At 60.5% G+C, this 16,752-nt stretch carries 20 protein-coding genes; 12 read left to right on the top strand and 8 right to left on the bottom strand.

Annotated features, from left to right (window positions below; all coding sequences use genetic code 11):
• The first annotated feature begins 26 nt into the window (after window positions 1–26).
• Entirely contained in the window at window positions 27–593 is a 567-nt protein-coding gene (locus ABL914_RS10385) for a TetR/AcrR family transcriptional regulator (RefSeq protein ID WP_391563112.1), read from the top strand.
• Here the strand turns inward: ABL914_RS10385 and queA are convergent.
• The 5 genes from queA to ABL914_RS10360 form a co-directional block, all read right to left on the bottom strand.
• The gene (gene queA / locus ABL914_RS10380; RefSeq protein WP_391563111.1) at window positions 590–1,618 is read right to left on the bottom strand and encodes a tRNA preQ1(34) S-adenosylmethionine ribosyltransferase-isomerase QueA; all 1,029 of its coding nucleotides are present in this window, start codon (window positions 1,616–1,618) and stop codon (window positions 590–592) included. The genes ABL914_RS10385 and queA overlap by 4 nt on opposite strands.
• 27 nt (window positions 1,619–1,645) lie before the next feature.
• Window positions 1,646–2,317, bottom strand: coding sequence for a peptidylprolyl isomerase (locus ABL914_RS10375; RefSeq protein WP_391563110.1), 672 nt, complete (start codon window positions 2,315–2,317; stop codon window positions 1,646–1,648).
• Between the two features lie 90 nt (window positions 2,318–2,407).
• A complete protein-coding gene (gene coaD / locus ABL914_RS10370) occupies window positions 2,408–2,902 on the bottom strand; it encodes a pantetheine-phosphate adenylyltransferase (RefSeq protein WP_391563109.1) in 495 nt (164 codons plus the stop codon).
• Entirely contained in the window at window positions 2,902–3,795 is an 894-nt protein-coding gene (locus ABL914_RS10365; RefSeq protein WP_391563108.1) for a polyprenyl synthetase family protein, read from the bottom strand. Before ABL914_RS10365 ends, coaD begins: the two co-directional genes overlap by 1 nt.
• 2 nt (window positions 3,796–3,797) lie before the next feature.
• A complete protein-coding gene (locus ABL914_RS10360) occupies window positions 3,798–4,043 on the bottom strand; it encodes an exodeoxyribonuclease VII small subunit (RefSeq protein ID WP_391563107.1) in 246 nt (81 codons plus the stop codon).
• Window positions 4,044–4,120: 77 nt separating this feature from the next.
• Between ABL914_RS10360 and ABL914_RS10355 the strand changes: the two genes are divergently transcribed.
• Genes ABL914_RS10355 through ABL914_RS10335 form a run of 5 tightly spaced genes read left to right on the top strand, consistent with a single transcriptional unit; the run spans window position 4,121 to window position 8,067 of the window.
• Window positions 4,121–4,582, top strand: a complete 462-nt coding sequence (locus tag ABL914_RS10355) for a DUF2177 family protein (RefSeq protein WP_391563106.1) — start codon at window positions 4,121–4,123, stop codon at window positions 4,580–4,582.
• A gap of 1 nt (window position 4,583) precedes the next feature.
• Window positions 4,584–5,237: a hypothetical protein gene (locus ABL914_RS10350; protein ID WP_391563105.1), complete on the top strand. Its 654-nt coding sequence runs from the start codon at window positions 4,584–4,586 to the stop codon at window positions 5,235–5,237.
• Between the two features lie 33 nt (window positions 5,238–5,270).
• Entirely contained in the window at window positions 5,271–7,508 is a 2,238-nt protein-coding gene (purL, locus tag ABL914_RS10345) for a phosphoribosylformylglycinamidine synthase subunit PurL (RefSeq protein WP_391563104.1), read from the top strand.
• Complete coding sequence (locus ABL914_RS10340) at window positions 7,508–7,663, top strand: hypothetical protein (protein ID WP_391563103.1); 156 nt, start codon at window positions 7,508–7,510, stop codon at window positions 7,661–7,663. Before purL ends, ABL914_RS10340 begins: the two co-directional genes overlap by 1 nt.
• Window positions 7,660–8,067: a DUF3052 family protein gene (locus tag ABL914_RS10335; RefSeq protein ID WP_391563102.1), complete on the top strand. Its 408-nt coding sequence runs from the start codon at window positions 7,660–7,662 to the stop codon at window positions 8,065–8,067. The genes ABL914_RS10340 and ABL914_RS10335 overlap by 4 nt, the downstream gene beginning before the upstream one ends.
• A gap of 168 nt (window positions 8,068–8,235) precedes the next feature.
• Here the strand turns inward: ABL914_RS10335 and ABL914_RS10330 are convergent, their stop codons facing one another.
• Window positions 8,236–9,081, bottom strand: coding sequence for a Coq4 family protein (locus tag ABL914_RS10330; RefSeq protein WP_391563101.1), 846 nt, complete (start codon window positions 9,079–9,081; stop codon window positions 8,236–8,238).
• A gap of 122 nt (window positions 9,082–9,203) precedes the next feature.
• On the opposite strand from ABL914_RS10330, the gene ABL914_RS10325 reads away from it, so the two are divergent.
• Window positions 9,204–9,779: a hypothetical protein gene (locus tag ABL914_RS10325; RefSeq protein WP_391563100.1), complete on the top strand. Its 576-nt coding sequence runs from the start codon at window positions 9,204–9,206 to the stop codon at window positions 9,777–9,779.
• Here ABL914_RS10325 and serB read toward each other — a convergent pair.
• Window positions 9,776–10,651 carry a phosphoserine phosphatase SerB gene (serB, locus tag ABL914_RS10320; RefSeq protein ID WP_391563099.1) on the bottom strand — a complete coding sequence of 292 codons (876 nt, stop codon included), beginning with the start codon at window positions 10,649–10,651 and terminating at the stop codon, window positions 9,776–9,778. The two genes, ABL914_RS10325 and serB, sit on opposite strands and share 4 nt — an antisense overlap.
• Between serB and miaA the strand changes: the two genes are divergently transcribed.
• From miaA to ilvC, 5 genes are all read left to right on the top strand, one after another.
• Complete coding sequence (miaA, locus tag ABL914_RS10315; protein ID WP_391563098.1) at window positions 10,644–11,600, top strand: tRNA (adenosine(37)-N6)-dimethylallyltransferase MiaA; 957 nt, start codon at window positions 10,644–10,646, stop codon at window positions 11,598–11,600. The genes serB and miaA overlap by 8 nt on opposite strands.
• A 160-nt stretch (window positions 11,601–11,760) precedes the next feature.
• Window positions 11,761–13,503 (top strand): biosynthetic-type acetolactate synthase large subunit, encoded by a 1,743-nt coding sequence (gene ilvB / locus ABL914_RS10310; RefSeq protein WP_391563097.1) that lies wholly within the window; start codon window positions 11,761–11,763, stop codon window positions 13,501–13,503.
• An 8-nt stretch (window positions 13,504–13,511) separates the two neighbouring features.
• Complete coding sequence (ilvN, locus tag ABL914_RS10305; RefSeq protein WP_391563096.1) at window positions 13,512–14,027, top strand: acetolactate synthase small subunit; 516 nt, start codon at window positions 13,512–13,514, stop codon at window positions 14,025–14,027.
• A gap of 1 nt (window position 14,028) precedes the next feature.
• Window positions 14,029–14,385: a DUF2200 domain-containing protein gene (locus ABL914_RS10300; protein WP_391563095.1), complete on the top strand. Its 357-nt coding sequence runs from the start codon at window positions 14,029–14,031 to the stop codon at window positions 14,383–14,385.
• A 35-nt stretch (window positions 14,386–14,420) separates the two neighbouring features.
• Window positions 14,421–15,440: a ketol-acid reductoisomerase gene (gene ilvC, locus ABL914_RS10295; protein WP_391563094.1), complete on the top strand. Its 1,020-nt coding sequence runs from the start codon at window positions 14,421–14,423 to the stop codon at window positions 15,438–15,440.
• Window positions 15,441–15,475: 35 nt separating this feature from the next.
• Here the strand turns inward: ilvC and ABL914_RS10290 are convergent.
• Window positions 15,476–16,752: amino acid permease (locus ABL914_RS10290; RefSeq protein ID WP_391563093.1), on the bottom strand; the 1,277-nt coding region annotated here is incomplete at its 5' end.

The following is a 16,752-nucleotide window of genomic DNA, read 5'->3' as shown; positions in this document are numbered from 1 at the left end:
ATGTTTCTGATGTAAACATATAGGTTATGATAACAGTGTCAACATCGAAATCGTATCACCATGGCGATCTGCGCGCGGCATTGGTAGAGGCTGGCCTCAAGGCCTTGGAAGCACAGGATATCAGCGAAATTGCGCTGCGCCAATTGGCTCGCGAGGTGGGCGTTTCACCCACTGCGGTCTATCGCCACTTTCCAGACAAGAATGCGTTGATGGCAGCCCTGGCCCAGGCGGGAATTGAACAGATGGCGGCCTGGCAGGCCAAAGCCGCCGCCGCCACTGGTCCCGAACATGCCTTTGCCGCAACAGGCCGCGCCTATGTCCGCTGGGCACTGGCGCATCCCGCCTTGTTCAAACTGGTTTTCAGCCAATGCCGCGAAGTTGGCCAGACGGTGTTCGGGAACAACGGATCAGCGCGAATGCTGCGCCAATTCGCTACCGAGCTAACCGGCGATGAAGCTGGCGCGCAGCGGCTGATGCTTCAGGCCTGGGCCTTGGTCCACGGTCTTGCGATGCTGATGCTCGACGGACAATTGCCCCACGATGAAGCGCTGATTGATCAGGTGATTGACGCGAAAACGCTGTTCAGACCCTAAGGCAACAGCAGCGATGCATCCCCATAACTGTAGAACCGATAACCCTGTCCAACCGCATGGGCATAGGCGGCCTGCATCCGTTCCCGCCCCATCAGCGAGGCTACCAGCATGAACAGCGTGCTTTTGGGTAAATGGAAATTGGTCATCAGCCCGTCCACCCCTTTGAAGCGGTAGCCAGGGGTGATGAAGATCGCGGTATCGCCCGTGAAAGCCTGGATTGTTCCGGCATCATCGGCCGCGCTTTCCAGCAGGCGCAGGCTGGTGGTGCCAACCGCGATCACCCTGCCCCCGGCCTGGCGCGCGGCATTCAAACGGGCCGCAACCCCGGCTGAAACCGTGCCCCATTCGGCATGCATCTTGTGATCGGCAGTGTCTTCAACCTTGACCGGCAGAAAAGTGCCCGCGCCGACGTGAAGCGTCACCGTTTCGCTCTTCACCCCGGCTTGCGCCAGCGCCGCCATCAGTTCTGGCGTGAAATGCAGCGCTGCGGTGGGCGCGGCAACCGCCCCATCCTGCGCGGCGAACATCGTTTGATAATCGGACTTGTCGGCCGCATCGGTGGGGCGCTTGCTGGCGATATAGGGCGGCAGCGGCATCTGTCCGGCCCGGTCCAGCAGCACCTCAACCGGCTCACCACCCAGAAAAGCCAGAATCCAGCTGCCATCTTCCAACTGCGCTTCAGCCGTTGCCTGAACGTCATTGGCAAAATCGATCGTATCGCCTGTCCGCAGGCGTTTGGCATTGCGCACGAATGCCTGCCACCGGCGCAGATCAATCCGCTTGTGCAGCGTTGCGCCGATTTTCGCATCACCGCGCCGCCCTTCAAGCTGGGCCGGGATCACGCGGGTATCATTGAATACCAGCACATCACCGGCCCGCAGCTGGCCCGGCAAATCGCAAACGATCAGATCGGCGAACGCGGCATCACCCGCAACCACCAGCATCCGCGCCGCATCGCGCGGGCGCGCAGGGCGCAGCGCAATACTTTCCGCCGGAAGCTCAAAATCGAACAGATCAACGCGCATGCAAACCAATCACGCGCACGCTGGCGATCAATTAGAGGTTGAATTGTTCAGCTGATCTGCCGAAACGGCCGGCGCAATGGGCGCTGCAACCGGACGCGGCGGGGCGGCTTTGCCATCAGCCAGGATCGAAGCCTGGACAATCTTGGTCGGGTTCGTCGGCGGTTCGCCCAGCTGGATCGTATCAACCACATCCATCCCGGCGATCACCCGGCCAAAATTGGTATAGCGATGATCGAGCGCGAAACGCGGATAGAATACCACGAAAAACTGGCTGTTGGCGGTATCGGGCTGATCGGTCCGCGCCATCGATACAGTACCGCGAACGTGCGGCATGAAATTGAATTCCGCCTTGAGATCGGGCATCTGTGAACCGCCAGTGCCGGTTCCGGTGGGATCACCGGTCTGCGCCATGAAGCCTTCGATCACGCGGTGAAACACAACCCCGTTGTAAAAGCCCTGCCGGGTCAGCGTTTTGATCCGGTCAACATGGCCCGGAGCCCAGCTGGGCATCAGTCTGATCATCACGCGCCCGCCATTTGACAGATCAAGCACCAGGATATTTTCAGGATCCTTGGCCGGATCCGGATCGACAAATGCGCTCATCTGTACTGGTGCCGGGACAGGTGCGGGCTGCGCGGCAAGCGGGCTTGCGGCCAGCGTAAGGCCGATCAGGGTTGCAGCGATAAGGCGGATTTTCATATGTTGATCAAACTCGCAATTGGCAATTCGGGCGCCGGAATAGCTGTGCCTGCCTGACATAGCAATGAACGGACCAGCAATATTCGTTGTTCAGCGTTGTTCGGCAATGCGCGCCACTACATCATCGCGCACCGCAGAGCTGACGAATTTGGAAATTTCGCCGCCATAAAGCGCGATCTCCTTGACCAGCCGCGATGCGATTGGCTGCAGCGACACATCAGCCATCAGGAACACCGTTTCAACATCGTGGTTGAGTTGGCGGTTCATGCCGGTCAGCTGATATTCGTATTCAAAATCGGTCACGCCGCGGATCCCGCGGATCACCACCTGGGCATTCTGCGCATCGGCAAAATCCATCAGCAGCGAATTGAACCCGACAACACGAATTTTTGCATTGCCGACGGCCGCCACCTCGCGCTTGACCATCGCGATCCGTTCATCATCACCAAACATCGGGCTTTTGGCGATATTGGTGGTTACGCCAATAATCAGCTCGTCCACCAGCTTTGCCCCGCGCTCAATAATGTCCATGTGGCCAAGCGTGATCGGATCGAAGGTTCCGGGATAGACGCCGATACGTTTCATCAATGATCCCTCTCAACAATATAGCGCGCCAGTTCGCGCAGCACATCGGCTTCCTGCCCATGACTGGAAAGGTGCGCAACCGCCTGGCTGGTCAGCATCTGGGCCTGTTCGCGGGCGCGCTCTGCGCCCATCAGGCCAACGAATGTAGCCTTGCCGGCCCCTGCATCCTTGCGCAGTGCCTTGCCGGCCTTGGCTTCATCGCCTTGCGCGTCGAGCAGATCGTCAGCAATCTGGAATGCCAGGCCGATATCGCGGGCAAATCCGCGCAGATGGGTGCGCCCCTCTGGGGGAACCTTGCCCAACACCGCGCCCATTTCCACCGCGGCCCCCAGCAAAGCGCCGGTCTTAAGCTGTTGCAGCCGGGTAATCGCCCGCAAATCCAGCATCGCCCCTTCGGCCGCGATATCCAGCGCCTGCCCGCCAACCATGCCCCCTGCACCGGCGGCCCTGGCCAGCACCGCGACCAGTTCCGCGCGCACAAACGGATCACCGCTGGTGGCCTGATCAGACAGCACTTCAAACGCAAAGGCCTGCAAGGCATCACCAACCAGCACGGCCATCGCTTCGCCAAAGGCTTTGTGAACCGTTGGCTTGCCGTGGCGCAAGGCATCATCATCCATGCACGGCAGATCATCATGGACCAGCGAATAGGCATGGACCGCTTCGATCGCCACTCCGGCCCGCAGGGCCTGGGTGCGATTGACCCCAAACATCGCCGCAGTCGCGCCTAGCAGCAGTGGCCGCAATCGCTTGCCTCCACCAATCGCGGCATGGCGCATCGCCCCAGCCAACAGTCCCGCCTCAGCCGGCGGCAACAGGGCATCGAACAGCGAATCGATATCGCGGGCAATTGCATCAAGCGATTCGGACAGCAACGCGGTGGGCCCGGCCATCGTCAGGCGTCGAACGGGGCGGTGCCGGCGGCCTCGCCAGATGGGCCAGCCACAATCTTTTCGATCCGCATTTGCGCTGCATCAAGCCGCGCCTGGCAATGGGCGCGCAGCTTGTCGCCGCGTTCATACAGGCCGATCGTGGCATCCAGCGGCACTTCGCCGCTTTCCAGGCTGCGCACGATTTCCTCCAGCGCTCGTAAAGCGTCTTCAAAATTCAGCGCGGCAATATCGGTTTCGGTTTCGCTCATGATACAAGCATTGACCGCGCGCGGCGCAGCGGTCAAGTTAGAGCGCAAGCGGCAGGGGGCCGCACACAGGAGTTTTCATGATCCTCAAATGGTTTCTTGCCTACATTGCAACGGCATTGTTCTTTGGTGCGCTTGATGCGGTTTGGCTGCGTTTTGCCGGCCCGGCGCTGTATCGTCCGGCGCTGGGCGATCTGCTGGCTGACAAGTTCCGGGTTGGTCCGGCAGTTGCATTCTACATCATCTATATCGCAGCCTTGACCTTTTTTGCGGTTGCGCCGGGCCTTGCGGCCAATGTCGGTGGCAGCTTGAAAGGCGTTCCCCTGGCAATGGGGCTGGCCGCCGGGATCGGGCTGACCGCCTATGCCGCCTATGATCTGACCAACATGGCAACGCTTAAGCGCTGGCCGATCGAAATTACCCTGATTGACCTGGCCTGGGGAACACTTGCCAGCGCACTTGCCGCAGGGCTAGCTGTGCTTTCGCTGACCAAGCTGGGCTTGCTGGAACAGATCGGCAAAGCCGCAGGCGGATTGGGCTAGGATGTTCATCGGTCACTGGGCCCCGGCACTTGCAGTAAGTGCAACGCGCAAGTCGCCGGGCCTGGCGACCCTGTTCATTGCTGCCCAGCTGGTTGACTGGCTTTTTTTCGGCTTTTTGATGCTGGGCTGGGAAAATATGCGGATCACGCCAGGTATCTCGGCGATGAACCCGCTGGATCTCTATGATATGCCCGCAACCCACAGCCTGAAGGGGACGCTGGGCTTTGCGTTGGCGTACTTCGGGCTGGTCTGGTGGCTGACCAAAGATCGCAGCTCTGGGGTTTTTGCCGCCGCAGTGGTCGTCTCACACTGGCTGCTTGATCTGCTGGTCCATGTGCCCGATCTGACAATTACCGGATCGCCGCCCAAGCTGGGGCTGGGTCTGTGGAACTATCCATGGGTCGAAATACCGTTGGAACTGGGCATCACCTTTGGCGCGCTGTGGTTTTATACACGCAAGCGCCGGCCAGCAATCGGCCGGGTCTATGTGCTTGGCGCGATCCTGCTGGTGTTGCAGGCGGTGAACTGGTTTGGCCCGGTTGAGGCCGAAGTGACCATCGGCACCAGCCTGCTGGCGTTTGTTGCCTTTGCGCTTTCCACCTGGGCTGCATGGTGGATGGGGAAAAGCGCGCGGAAAACCCAGCGCGCAGGCTAGTGCGAATCCCTCTGCCCGGCTATGCGCGCGGCCATGCCAGAAACTTCTAGCGCGATCACCGCAGACGTCGTTGCCCAGCACGGGCTGTCCGAGGACGAATATGCCCGCGTGTTGCACGCCCTGGGGCGCGAACCGAACCTGGTTGAACTGGGCATATTTTCGGTGATGTGGTCAGAGCATTGCAGTTACAAATCAAGCCGCCTCCACCTTAAGAAGCTGCCCACAGAAGCCCCGTGGGTAATCTGCGGACCGGGCGAAAATGCCGGTGTAATCGACATCGGCGATGGTCAAGCCGCGATCTTCAAGATGGAGAGCCATAACCACCCCAGCTACATCGAACCCTATCAAGGCGCGGCAACTGGTGTGGGCGGGATCCTGCGCGATGTGTTCACCATGGGCGCGCGGCCGATTGCCAATATGAACGCGCTGCGCTTTGGCGATCCCAAGCATCCCAAGATGAAGAGCCTGGTAAAGGGCGTGGTTGCCGGGATCGGCGGTTATGGAAACTGTGTCGGCGTGCCCACTGTGGGCGGCGAAACCAATTTCCACAAAGCTTACGATGGCAACATCCTAGTCAACGCGATGACCGTGGGTGTGGCCGATCAGGACAAGATTTTCTACTCGGCCGCAACCGGGATCGGCAATCCGATCGTCTATGTCGGCAGCAAGACCGGGCGCGACGGGATCCACGGCGCGACCATGGCCAGCGCCGATTTCGGTGAGGATTCCGAAGCCAAGCGCCCCACCGTGCAGGTAGGCGATCCGTTCACTGAAAAGCTGCTGATCGAAGCCTGCCTTGAACTGATGGCGACCGACGCAATAGTCGCGATCCAGGATATGGGCGCGGCGGGGCTGACCTCTTCCAGCGTCGAAATGGCAACCAACGGCAAGGCCGGGATTATCCTCGACATGGACAAGGTGCCGTGCCGCGAAGAGGGCATGACGCCTTACGAAATGATGCTGAGCGAGAGCCAGGAACGGATGTTGATGGTGCTCAAGCCCGGCAAGGAGCCGATGGCTGAGGCGATCTTCAAGAAGTGGGAACTCGATTTCGCGGTGATCGGCGAAGTGACTGATACGGGCCACATGGTGCTGACCTGGCAGGGCGAGACTGTCTGCGATATCCCGCTGGGGCCGCTGGCGGAGGATGCCCCGCTGTATGATCGGCCCGCGCTCAGCCTTGAAGACTACAAGGTCTGGGCCAATGTCGCACCGCTGGGTGATGTGCCCGAAAGCACCGATTTGGCCGCCGATCTGCTCAAGCTGATGGCCTGCCCCGATCTGGCCAGTCGGCGCTGGATCTGGGAGCAGTACGACAGCCAGGTTGGCGCAGATACGCTGCAAAAGAGCGGCGGCGATGCGGCAGTTGTGCGGATCCACGGGCACAAGAAGGCGCTGGCAATCAGCACCGATTGCACCCCGCGTTATTGCTATGCCGATCCCTATGAAGGCGGCAAGCAGGCGGTGGCAGAAACTTATCGCAATTTATCAGCAGTGGGCGCCAAGCCGTTGGCAATCACCAATTGCCTCAACTTCGCCAACCCCCAGCGGCCAGAGATCATGGCCCAGATCGTCGAGGCCTTGCGCGGTATGGGCGATGCCTGCCGGGCGTTGGATTACCCGATCGTGAGCGGGAACGTGTCGCTGTATAATGAGAGCAAGGCGACCGGCGGCGGCAGCGCGATTTTACCGACGCCCGCGATTGGCGGCGTGGGCATGATGGACGATCATGAGGCAATGGCGACGATCGCCTTCAAGAATGGAGGCGAACTGATCGTGCTGATATGCCATTCATCAGGCCACCTTGGCCAATCGCTATGGCTTCGCGAACTGCATGGCCATGAAGGCGGCACTCCACCGGAGGTCGATTTGATCAAGGAGCGGGCGGCTGGCGAGCTGATCCGCAGCCTCATTGCCGAAGGGGCTGTCAGCGCAGTGCACGATTGCGCCGATGGCGGTGTGGCGGTGACGATGGCGGAAATGGCACTTGCCGGAAGCATCGGCTTTACCAGCCAGATCGCCCCCAACCTTCCGCCGCTCGCTGGCCTGTATTTTGGCGAAGATCAGGGGCGCTATGTTGTCACCTGCCAGGATTTTCTGGCGATCAAGGCCAAGGCTGACGCCGCGGGCCTGATTACTGTTCCGGTCGGCCAGACTGGCGGTGATGCCTGCACCTTCAAATGGATCGAGGGCGACCAGCAGCAAAGCGTAACCTTGGACCAATTGCGCCAAGCCAATGAAGCCTTCTTCCGCGACTGGATGGAAACCTGATGGCCGATCTCTACCTCAAGGCGCTGGAAAGCGAACGCAAGCAGCTGTGGGCAACCTGCCGGCTTAAAGGCCTGGCAATTGGCACGCCCGAACGCACCAGGATCGCTGCACTTGATGGATTGATCAGCGATCACAAGGGCAAGCGCGGGGGTTGACCACAGGCTATTCCGGAACCCCGCTCGCCAAGAAGCTCTCACTGCGTGACGGCATGCGGGTTTGGTTTGATGGCATGCCCGAGGACGTGTTCGACGAGATCGCCGAATATGCGCTGGATCTGATATTTGTGGGCGATCCGGCCGAGGGCGTGGACGGCGCGCATGTATTTTCAACCGAGCGCAGCGTGCTGGAAACGCGGCTGAAATCACTGCGCCAGCAAATCGCCAGCGACGGTCAGATCTGGGTCAGCTGGCCCAAACAGGCTTCGAAAGTTCCCACCGACATCACCGAAGACACCATCCGCGAACTGTGCCTGCCGCTGGGCCTGGTAGATACCAAGGTCTGCGCGGTGGACGATGTCTGGTCTGGCCTGAAGCTGGTGATCCGCAAGGAACTGCGATGAGCCTAGATCCTCCCCATTTTCGCTTTAGCGCAAATGGGGAGGTGGCATTTGCGCAGCAAATGACGGAGGGGTTTCTGCCCTCGCGCCATTGCCCCTCCGTCTGGGCCTGACGGCCCATCCACCTCCCCATTTGTGGCATTCGCCAAAAATGGGGAGGATCTCGGAGGTTCAAGCCGCCACTTTAACCGGCGGCATCAGATCATACGGATCGATCCCGGCCGCGCGCCATCTGGCATGGGCCCGATTGTAATAGCTGGGCGGCTTGATGTTCAGCTTGGCGCGAACCTCTTCGATCGGCATCGCCAGCAGCTCTGTAATCGACATTTCAACCAGCCGCGGGCAAGCCTTGCCCATCTTTTGCGCCTCCCGCACCGCGCGGAACACCGGCACCTTGACCGTTGCCCGCTTGGCAATTTCAACCGCCCCGGCATAGCCCAGAAACAGGTGTGCAGGTGAAGGCTGCTGGCTGTAGGTGAAGGCCAGCACGCATTGTTCGCCCAGCGCATCGCGCCCGAAACCGCTGAGGATGTGCATCAGATCGTGGGTATCGCGCATCCGGTTGAAGTACCAGGTAACTTGATCGTCCCAATACATTTCAGCCGGCCGGTTCTTGTCGAGTTCATCGACCAGGCCGCATGCGGACAGGCCTTCACGCTCCATGAAATCGCAATAGACCTGGGCCAGGCTGCCCGCAGGCATTTTGCGCAGCGCAGCATGATCGTCGAGGATCTTGACCAGCGAAGGTTCCTTGCGGCGGATTTCCTGCGCGCGATCCGTGTTCAGAAAGCCCAGCGCCGCATCGTAGATTCCGCGCCACGGCAGCGCTTCAAAGATCGGCGTTACCTGCGAGGTATCTTCCTTGTCCTTGACCAGTTCCTTGAAGTGTCGCCACGCCTTAGGCAGGTCATAGCGCGCCTTGGGGCGGCCGGGCAGCATCATCGGCAGATCGGCTGCGGCAAAATCGACATGGTCCTGGCGCTGAGAGGGCCGGGCTTCGAGCGGGGCTGTCATCATGTTCATAGCAAGGCTGTTAATGCGACTTACTTACAAAAGTGTCAATACCTTCGTTTGTGATGGCTTTCGGGCCGCACTACCCCTACCCAACCAAACGCAAAACCGGGGGAGGAGTAGCGCAAATGCTGCAACGTTGGCCACTGTTGCTGGGTCTGATAGCCGGGCTTGGCGCGATCTATCTGGGGCTGGAAACCGGTTCTGGCGAAGCTGACGCCTGGGGCCGCGCCGCGCGCTGGACGGCGCGAATCGGGCTGCCGATCTTTCTGCTGACCTATGCCGCTTCAGCGCTGGGGCGGATCTGGCCGGGAGAGATCACCCGCACGATCTGGCGCAATCGGCGCTGGTGGGGGCTTGGCTTTGCCGCCTGCCACACTGTCCACCTTTATGCCTTGATCAAGGCGCTGGAAGCCAGCGGAGAAGTGCGCACAATCGGATCGCTGATCCCCGGCGGCATTGCCTATTTGCTGATCTTCCTGATGGCCTTGACGTCTAGTGATGCCGCCATGCGGGTGCTGGGCAAGAACTGGAAGCGGCTGCACACATTTGGCATCCACTATGTCTGGTTCATCTTCACCGCCGCCTATGCCGGGCGCTTGATGACCGCCAAGACCCGGCCCGAGGCAATTTATGGCGTATCGCTGTGCCTGCTGGCGCTGGCGATTCGGATCGCGGCCTGGCGCAAAACCAGACGGAGTTAGGCCCACTCTCCCCTGGCGATTCCCAGCAAGCGCAAAACGCTGGTCAGATCGCCATGGTCGATGGCGCCGTTGGCGGCGGCCCGTGCCTTGGCCTTGGCGTAATAGGCGAGGCCGTAATCTGCCGCTTCCAGCATCGGGATATCGTTGGCGCCATCGCCTGTTGCCAGACTGTGCGCGCCATCGGCCGCCGCGGCACATTCGCGCAGCACCCGCGCCTTGACCGCACTATCGACCACATCGCCCACAAGCCCGCCGGTCAGCTTGCCCTGCGCCGTGGCCAGGCGATTGCCAACCACACGCTGAAACCCAAGGCGCTGCGCCACCGGATCGGCGAACTGGTGAAAGCCCCCGGTTACCAGCACCGTCGCGCAGCCATGCGCCCTAAGCGTCGCAACCAAGGTTGCAGCCCCTGGCATATCGCGGATCCGTTCATCCAGACATTGCTGGATGGCCTCTTCGCCCAGCCCGCCCAGCAACCGAACCCGCTCTGCCAGCGCATCGGCAAAGTCCAGCTCTCCCTGCATCGCGCGTTCGGTGATCGCGGCAATCTGGTCCTTGATCCCGGCAAAGTCAGCCAACTCGTCGATACATTCCTGACCGATCATGGTGGAATCCATGTCAGATACGAACACTTTTGGCACTTGCGGCAGATGGTCGGTAATCAGCAAATCCGAAGGACTGAAGTGCCGATCAATCACGCCGCGCAGCACTGCCGCTTCGCCGTGATCGATCATCATCTGCATCACGCCATCATCACTCGCCAGCGGATCGGCCCCCAGCACTTTTGCGCCCGATGCCTCAATCGCGTGAACCGCCGCATCACAATGAGCGGACAGCGCCGCCTGATCTGCTATCACCCGCGCAATGAGCACTTCGCATTCCCCTGACTCGGCCAAACTGCCGCCGCTGGCGCTCATTGCAGGGCCAACCGCCAGCGGCAAGAGCGATCTGGCAGTCCGGCTTGCACTTGCGCTGAAAGCGCGCGGGCGTGAGGCGGTGGTCATCAATGCCGATAGCGCGCAGGTCTATGCCGATCTGTCAGTGCTAAGCGCTCGCCCTTCCCCGGATGAGATGCAAGGGATCGAGCACCGCCTGTTTGGAACATGGGACGGCGCGCAAAGCTGTTCAGCGGCCGATTGGGCCAGTGCGGCCCGCCTGGTCATCGCCGAAGTTCAGGCGCGCGGCGCAGTGCCGGTACTGGTTGGCGGAACCGGGCTTTATATCAGCACTCTGCTGGATGGGATTGCTCCAGTTCCGCCGATTGATCCGGCGGTGCGCGATGCCGTGCGCGCCCTGCCCCTGGCGCAGGCCTGGGCTGCGCTGCAGCACGAAGACCCGGACCGCGCTGGGGTGCTTTCAGCCAACGACACAGCCCGGATCTGCCGCGCGCTTGAAGTGGTGCGTTCTACCGGGCGCGGACTGGGTGAATGGCAGGCGCAGCGGATCGGCGGCATAAGTGCGGCTGTGGCGCTGCATCCCGCGATCCTCCTGCCAGACCGCCAATGGCTTTATGGGCGCTGCAACCGGCGATTTGATCTGATGCTAGAGCACGGAGCGATTGCTGAGGTTGAGCGGCTTTTGGCGCGTCAGCTGGACCCGGCGATGCCGGTTATGCGGGCCATCGGTGTGCCCGAACTGGCGGCCTGCTTGCGCCAGGAATGCTCAATTGCGCAGGCCGCCGCCCAAGGCGCACAAGCCACCCGCAATTACGCCAAGCGGCAGTTCACCTGGATGCGCAACCAGCCGCCGTCCGACTGGCTGCGGATCGCAGAGAAAGATTACAATGAGAAAGATATTTTTGTATCTTTATTGCGTGATTAACGCTTGACATGACATTTCATGATACATAGAGGCACCCGGCATATCCGCTCTTGCCAGAGCTTTCCGAACTGGAGATGAAGCCCGGCGCAGGCCCCTGTGCCGGGTTGGTCCATTTTGGGTGACATTTGCCCGTTGCGGCTGAACTGAAAGGTATTGTGACGTGAGCGAAGAGCGCAGCGGCGCCTCTATCCTGGTTGAAAGCCTGGTTCGTCAGGGGGTCGAATTCGTGTTCGGTTATCCCGGCGGTGCGGTGCTGCCGATCTATGATGCCCTGTTTGGCGACGGGCGCATCAAACACATCCTGGTTCGCCATGAAGCCGGCGCGGCCCATGCTGCGGAAGGTTATGCACGCTCTACTGGCAAGCCCGGCGTGGTCCTGGTCACTTCCGGTCCCGGTGCAACCAATGCGGTTACCGGGATTGCCGATGCCTTTATGGATTCAATCCCATTGGTGGTGATCACCGGGCAGGTTGCCACCCCTTTGATCGGATCGGATGCGTTTCAGGAAGCCGATACGATCGGGATTACCCGCCACTGCACCAAGCACAACTATCTGGTGAAAGACCCGGCTGAACTGGCGGCAATCATCGACGAGGCCTTTCAGATTGCCACCACCGGCCGGCCTGGCCCGGTGGTGATCGACATTCCCAAAGACGTGCAGGTAGCGGTCGCCAAATGGGAAGATGCAGCCCCGCAGCGCAAGATCCGCTATAACCCGCCCCGCACCGCGAGCGAACGCGATATCGCCAAGGCAATCGAATTGCTGGCAAATGCCAAGGCGCCGATATTCTACACCGGCGGCGGCGTAATCAATTCCGGCCCGCAGGCCACGCAATTGCTGCGCCAGTTGCAGACGCTGACCGGCGCGCCGGTTACGTCCACCCTGATGGGCCTTGGCGCGTTTCCGGCCGATCATGCCGATTGGCTGGGCATGCTGGGTATGCACGGCACGTTTGAAGCCAATATGGCGATGAACCGGGCCGATCTGATCGTCTGCATCGGCGCCCGGTTTGATGACCGGGTAACGGGCCGGCTGGATGCATTTTCGCCCAATTCAACCAAGATCCACATCGATATCGATCGCAGCTCGTTCAACAAGACGGTCCCGGTCGATCTGCCGATCCTGGGCGATTGCGCTGCCGTGCTGGAACAGCTGATTGCCGCCTGGGCCGCCCGCAAGGCGCAGGATCTGACCGAATGGAAAGCCCGGATCGATGGCTGGCGGGCCCGCAAAAGCCTTGCCTACCCGGCGCGGGCAGATGCGATCATGCCGCAATTGGCAGTAGAGCGGCTGTTCGCGCTATCCAAGGGCCGCGATACCGTGATTGCAACCGAAGTTGGCCAGCACCAGATGTGGGCGGCGCAATACTTTCCGTTCTTCGCCCCGCACAAGTGGCTCACCTCGGGCGGGCTTGGCACGATGGGCTATGGCCTGCCTGCCGCGATCGGCGCACAACTTGGCAATCCGGATAGCCTGGTGATCGACATCGCCGGCGATGCCTCGATCCAGATGAACATCCAGGAACTGGGCACCGCCACGCAATATCGGCTGCCGGTGAAGGTGTTCATCCTCAACAATGAATGGATGGGGATGGTCCGCCAGTGGCAGGAACTGACCTATGAAAGCCGCTATTCGGAAAGCTATTCCGATAGCCTGCCTGACTTTGTGAAGCTGGCCGAAGCTTACGGCTGGAAAGGCATCCGGATCGAAGATGAAAGCCAGCTTGATGCCGGCATCCAGGCGATGATCGATCATCCCGGCCCGGTGATCGTCGATTGCCTGGTGGCCAAGGAAGCCAATTGCTATCCGATGATCCCATCGGGCGCGGCCCACACCGACATGATCCTGTATGGCGATCAGGTGGCCGGCACGATGGACGATGAAGCCAAGGCGCTGGTGTAAGGACCATGATGAAAATCAAGCAAGAAGCTTCGGAACGCCACGTTCTGACCGTGCTCGTCGATAACGAGGCTGGCATCCTGGCCAAGATCGCCGGCCTGTTCACCGCGCGCGGGTATAACATCGACAGCCTGACCGTGGCCGACATTACCGAAAACCACGCGGTCAGCCGGATCACCATCGTCACCCACGGGCCGCCCGCGGTGATTGACCAGATCCATGCCCAGCTGGAACGTCTGGTGCCGGTGCACAAAGTAATCGACCTGACCGAAATGGGCGACCACGTTGAGCGCGAACTCGCGCTGGTCAAGGTTGCAGGCACTGGCGATGCCCGGGTGGAAGCGCTGCGGCTGGCCGAAGTGTTCCGCGCCTCGGTTATCGATACCACCACATCAAGCTTCGTGTTCGAACTGACCGGCGCGCCGGACAAGATCGACCGCTTCGTTGGCCTGATGCGCGAATTGGGACTGGTCGAAGTTGGCCGTACCGGCGTTGTCGGAATGATGCGCGGGGCGGAGGCGGCTTAGAATGGCCAAACACCGGATCTATACCACCAGCTTTGCCAGTGTTTATCCGCACTATGTGACAAAGGCTGAACGCAAAGGACGTCAACAATCCGATGTCGATGAACTCGTCCGCTGGTTGACCGGATACAGCCAGTCACAGCTGCTGGAAGTGATCGAACAGCGAACCGACTTCGAGACTTTCTTTGCAAAAGCGCCAGCGATGAACCCAACCCGCAGCCTTATCAAAGGGGTGATCTGCGGAGTGCGGATCGAAGAGATTGAAGAAGAGATCATGCGCGAGGTGCGTTACCTCGACAAGCTGATTGACGAGCTCGCCAAAGGCAAGCCGATGACCAAAATCAAGCGCGAAACCAACTGAATCTGGTTGAGCTTTGGAAGACAAGGGACTGACAAATGAAAGTTTACTACGACGCCGATGCCGATCTGAATCTGGTCACGGGCAAGAAAATTGCCATCGTCGGCTATGGCAGCCAGGGCCATGCCCACGCGCAGAACCTGCGTGACAGCGGCGTGAAGGACGTGGCGATTGCGCTGCGCGAAGGCTCGGCCACCGCCAAGAAAGCGCAAGCTGCCGGGTTCAAGGTGATGTCGAACAAGGATGCGGCAGCCTGGGCCGACGTGCTGATGATCCTCGCCCCCGATGAGCATCAGGCCGCAATCTGGGCTGAAGATATTGCCGGCAACCTGCGCCCCGGCGCCGCACTGGCCTTTGCCCACGGGCTCAACATCCACTTCGGCTTGATCGAAGTTCCCGCCGATATCGACGTGATCATGATCGCGCCCAAGGGCCCCGGCCACACCGTGCGCGGCGAATATGTGAAGGGCGGCGGCGTGCCGTGCCTGATCGCGGTGCATCAGGACGCTTCGGGCAATGCCCACGACGTTGCGCTGGCCTATGCCAGCGGTGTTGGCGGCGGCCGCAGCGGGATCATCGAAACCAACTTCAAGGAAGAATGCGAAACCGATCTGTTCGGTGAGCAGGCCGTGCTGTGCGGCGGGATCACCCACCTGATCCAGGCCGGGTTCGAAACGCTGGTAGAGGCCGGTTACGCGCCCGAAATGGCCTATTTCGAATGTCTCCACGAAACCAAGCTGATCGTCGATCTGCTGTATGAAGGCGGCATCGCCAACATGCGCTATTCGATCAGCAACACGGCTGAATATGGCGATATCACCACCGGCCCGCGCATCATCACCGCCGAAACCAAGGCCGAGATGAAGCGCGTGCTGGCGGACATCCAATCAGGTCGGTTCGTCAAGAACTTCGTGCTTGATAACCGCGCCGGCCAGCCAGAGCTGAAGGCCGCCCGCAAAGCGGCAGAGGCGCATCCGATCGAACAGACCGGATCGCAGCTGCGCGCCATGATGCCATGGATCGGCAAGAACAAGCTGGTCGATCAGGAAAAGAACTGACACTGACAGCTTTGGCTGCGCGAACAGGCCCGGGTTTACGCCCGGGCCTTTTTCATTGCGGCAAAGCCCAGCAGGAATAGCCCGGCCACCAGCACGCTGGTCCACAGTTCAACCTGGCGCGCCGGGCTTAGGGCCATGAACACCAGCACGGCGCCCATCGCGGCGATGGTGGCCCAGGTTAGCCAGGGGAACAGCCACATCCGGATGGTCAGCTTTTCGGGCGCGGTGGCTTCAAGCTGGCGGCGGATCCGCAGCTGTGCCGCAGCGCACAGGATGTAGAGCAGCAGCATCGTCGCCCCGGATGAATTGATCAGAAAGCTGAACACAGTGTTTGGGGCAAGCCGCTCTGCCGCATAGGCGCCGTAACTGAACAGGCTAGCAGCCACGATTGCGCGGGCCGGAACCTTGCGGGAATTGACCGACACCAGCCACTGCGGAGCATCACCGTGCCGCGCCAGACCAAACAGAGTCCGCGATGTGATATAGAGGCTGGAATTGAGGCACGAAAGCACCGCAACCAACACCAGCGCAGTCATCATTTCCTTGCCGTAGGGGATTTGGATCGCCTCAAGCGTGGCGGCGAACGGTGAATAGCCCGCGACCACCCCGTTCCATGGCAAAATCGCCACGATCAGCCCAAGCGAGATAACATAGAACACCAGAATGCGCACCGAAACCGAAAGCGAAAGCCGCGCGATCACTTTTGAACTGGCGTTGCTTTCTGCCGCAGCGATTGTTGCGATCTCTGCCCCGCACATGGTGAAAATGGTCGACGAGATCGCCGCCAGAACCAGCCCCCAGCCGTTTGGAGCAAACCCGCCATGCTGGGTCCAATTTGCCACGCTGGCCCCGGCAGCATTGGTTAGCCCCACAACAAACGCCCCGGCCAGCAGGATAAAGGCCCCAATCGCAGCAACCTTGATCAGCGAAAACCAGAATTCAAATTCGCCAAAAGTGCGGGTGGAAAGCAGATTGACCGCGGTCAACGCCAGCATCAGCCCTACGCCGATCTGCCATTCCGCAAACACCGGATACCACTGATGGATAATCTTGGCCCCGGCCACAGCCTCTACCGCGACCACCACGGCCCAGAAATACCAGTAGAGCCAGCCTGAAAGGTATCCGGCCCAATGGCCCAGCCCGGCCCGGGCAAAGTCTGGAAAGGCCTGCACCCCATCAAGCGATGATGCCATTTCCGAGATCATCCGCATCATCAGCATCACCGCAAGCCCGGCAATCGCAAAGGATACCACCGCAGCAGGGCCAACTTGTGAAATCGTGGTGGAAGAGCCAACGAACAGCCCCGCCCCGA

The sequence above is a fragment of the Novosphingobium sp. genome, from assembly GCF_040079535.1.
Taxonomy (GTDB): domain Bacteria; phylum Pseudomonadota; class Alphaproteobacteria; order Sphingomonadales; family Sphingomonadaceae; genus Novosphingobium.
Note: the sequence above shows the minus strand (reverse complement) of the source record. Positions and strands in the feature narration are given on the sequence as shown.